The sequence below is a fragment of the Actinobacillus ureae ATCC 25976 genome (assembly GCF_000188255.1).
Lineage (GTDB): Bacteria > Pseudomonadota > Gammaproteobacteria > Enterobacterales > Pasteurellaceae > Actinobacillus > Actinobacillus ureae.
This window is the reverse complement of sequence record NZ_GL831081.1, coordinates 179,436-182,113: the sequence shown is the minus strand read 5'-3', so window position 1 is coordinate 182,113 and position 2,678 is coordinate 179,436. Positions and strand designations below refer to the sequence as shown.

The following is a 2,678-nucleotide window of genomic DNA, read 5'->3' as shown; positions in this document are numbered from 1 at the left end:
CAAGTGAAATTAAAAGGACTCAGCCCTGTACAATACAGAACTCGGTCCTTAAATTAAACAGTCTAACTTTTTGGGGTCAGATCATTATGAGTGCCTTTATTTTTTTATGAACGTTTCATTACTTCGAAAAATTCTTCGTTAGTTTTTGCAACGCTGAGTTTATCGATTAACCATTCCATTGCAGCCACTTCATCCATTGGATTCAGTACTTTACGTAACATCCACGCATTACGGTGTTCTTCTGGCGACATTAGTAAGTCATCTTTACGAGTGCCCGAACGGTTAAACTCAATAGCCGGGAATACACGGCGTTCCGCAATTTTACGAGAAAGGTGTAATTCCATATTACCGGTACCTTTAAATTCTTCGAAAATAACTTCATCCATTTTCGAGCCGGTATCAACCAATGCGGTTGCGATAATGGTTAAGCTACCGCCTTCTTCTACGTTACGAGCTGCACCGAAGAAACGTTTTGGTCTGTGCAATGCGTTTGCATCCACACCACCAGAAAGGATTTTACCTGAAACAGGGGTCACGGTATTGTAAGCTCGAGCAAGACGAGTGATTGAGTCTAATAGAATAACCACGTCTTTCTTGTGTTCTACTGAGCGTTTTGCTTTTTCAATTACCATTTCCGCAACCTGTACGTGACGTGTTGCCGGCTCATCAAAAGTTGAGGCAATTACTTCGCCGCGTACGGTACGTTGCATTTCGGTAACTTCTTCCGGACGTTCGTCAATCAGAAGCACGATTAATTCACACTCTGGGTAATTATGCGTAATACTTTGCGCAATATTTTGTAGTAGAACGGTTTTACCAGCTTTTGGTGGAGCTACGATCAAACCACGCTGACCTTTACCGATAGGAGAAGCTAAATCCAGAATGCGAGCGGTTAAATCTTCAGTTGAACCGTTTCCACGCTCCATTTTTAAACGTGAATTTGCGTGTAACGGCGTTAAGTTTTCAAATAAGATTTTGCTGCGAGAAACTTCAGGTTTGTCATCATTAACAAGATCAACCTTTAATAATGCAAAGTAGCGTTCACCTTCTTTCGGTGGGCGAATTTTACCTTCGATTTTATCACCGGTTTGAAGATTGAAACGGCGGATTTGGCTTGGTGAAACATAGATATCATCAGGACCGGCAAGGTATGAACTGTCTGCCGAACGTAAGAAACCGAAACCGTCAGGAAGAATTTCTAATACGCCTTGGCCAAAGATATCTTCACCGCTTTTAGCGTGTTGTTTGAGGATTGCAAAAATAATGTCTTGTTTACGTAAACGAGCTAAGTTTTCTAAGCCCATTTGATTTTCACCCATTTCGACAAGTTCCGAAACCGGTGTATTTTTTAATTGAGTAAGATGCATAGGAAATATATTGATTATGAAAAAATAGATTGGAAATCTGTATGATACGGAATGCCGTAATTTGACGGTCGAGGATTATACAACAAATAGCCTAATTTTGCAAATTTTTTGCGAAATTTAACCGCTTGTAACGTGATATTAGAAATGAAATGCCGGCATTTAGCCGGCATTTTGTGTGAATAGATTAAATTTCTACACCTTCAAATAATAGTGTACTTAAATAGCGTTCTGACGCAGATGGGAGAATAGCAACGATTTGTTTATCGGCAAATGCCGGTAATTTTGCAAGACGATCCGCTGCTGCAACTGCCGCACCGGATGAGATGCCAACTAAAATACCTTCTTCCGCCATGATTCTGCGCGCAGTTGCAATCGCTTCTTCACTTGAAACTTGTTCAACGCGGTCGATTAAGCTTAAATCTAAGTTTTTAGGAATAAAACCTGCGCCGATACCTTGGATTTTGTGTGGACCCGGTTTTACTTCTTCACCATTTAAGGTTTGCGTGATAACCGGTGATTCTTTCGGCTCAACTGCGACAGAAAGAATTTGTTTACCTTGATCTTGTTTGATGTAACGAGAAATACCGGTAATCGTACCGCCAGTACCTACGCCTGCTACAATTACATCCACATTACCTTCGGTTGCATTCCAAATTTCAGGGCCAGTTGTTTGCTGGTGAATTGCCGGATTAGCAGGGTTTGCAAATTGTTTTAAAATCACATAACGATTCGGATCGCTCGCCACAATTTCTTCCGCTTTGGCAATCGCACCTTTCATACCTTTTGCTCCTTCGGTTAATACAAGGTTAACGCCTAAACCACGTAATAAACGTTTACGCTCAGTACTCATTGTTTCCGGCATGGTAAGCGTGATTTTATAACCACGTGCGGCTGCTACGTAAGCCAATGCAATACCTGTGTTACCGCTAGTTGCATCTACGATTTCTTTACCTTCAGTTAAAATACCATCTTTTTCTGCTTGCCATACCATATTGGCACCGATACGGCATTTTACGCTGAAACTTGGATTACGAGATTCGATTTTTACTAATAAGTTGCCGTTTTGACCAAAATTTTTTAAACGAACAAGAGGGGTATTACCAATAGTATAAGAATTGTCTGCATAGATAGTCATAGTTATTAATTCCTTTAGTATAAATAAGAGGTTGAGGTGAGAATACGTTATTTTGGATAAAGATGTTAGTGGTGAAAATTTATTTTATATAACTGAAAGGTATATAGGCTGTACCACTTTCACATAAGCGGTTTTAGGACATAAAAAGCGGTCTAATCTTACAATTTTTGGGATAG

At 40.1% G+C, this 2,678-nt stretch carries 2 protein-coding genes; both read right to left on the bottom strand.

The window, feature by feature from the left end; all coding sequences use genetic code 11:
• Positions 1–104: 104 nt before the first annotated feature.
• Positions 105–1,367 carry a transcription termination factor Rho gene (rho, locus tag HMPREF0027_RS08695; RefSeq protein ID WP_005624302.1) on the bottom strand — a complete coding sequence of 421 codons (1,263 nt, stop codon included), beginning with the start codon at positions 1,365–1,367 and terminating at the stop codon, positions 105–107.
• A 184-nt stretch (positions 1,368–1,551) separates the two neighbouring features.
• Positions 1,552–2,502 (bottom strand): cysteine synthase A, encoded by a 951-nt coding sequence (cysK, locus tag HMPREF0027_RS08690; RefSeq protein WP_005624297.1) that lies wholly within the window; start codon positions 2,500–2,502, stop codon positions 1,552–1,554.
• Positions 2,503–2,678 lie beyond the last annotated feature (176 nt).

What these genes read in the sequence shown, in the direction of transcription:
- rho (WP_005624302.1), bottom strand. Translation starts at nt 1,367, where the DNA reads ATGCATCTTACTCAATTAAAAAATACACCGGTTTCGGAACTTGTCGAA.
- cysK (WP_005624297.1), bottom strand. Translation starts at nt 2,502, where the DNA reads ATGACTATCTATGCAGACAATTCTTATACTATTGGTAATACCCCTCTT.